This window comes from Cobetia sp. SIMBA_158 (assembly GCF_046566945.1).
Classification (GTDB): Bacteria; Pseudomonadota; Gammaproteobacteria; order Pseudomonadales; family Halomonadaceae; genus Cobetia; species Cobetia amphilecti.
Genome location: NZ_JAWJYL010000615.1, coordinates 1 through 259, shown reverse-complemented (window position 1 = coordinate 259; position 259 = coordinate 1). Strand labels below are relative to the sequence as shown.

Below are 259 nucleotides of genomic sequence, written 5' to 3'. Positions count from 1 at the left end.
CTTTGCTTTTAGAGACATCGCAGAAAATTTTATAGCAAGCTTACTTTTAAGTGTACAACGCCCGTTTAAAATAGACGATGTAATTGAAGTAGATGGACGTTTAGGCGTTATAAAAAAAGTGACGGCTCGTGCCACAACGCTTGTTGATTACGATGGTAATCACATTCAAATCCCTAATGCTACGGTGTATAAAAATACCATCAAAAATTTAACTGCCAACCCCAAAATGCGCGGTAAAGTGGAAATAGGTATAGGCTAC

The 259-nt window shown here is 37.8% G+C and carries 1 protein-coding gene; it reads left to right on the top strand.

Going from position 1 to position 259, the window contains the following annotated elements; all coding sequences use genetic code 11:
• Positions 1-259: mechanosensitive ion channel domain-containing protein (locus R2R70_RS21300; protein ID WP_410979094.1), on the top strand; the 259-nt coding region annotated here is incomplete at both ends.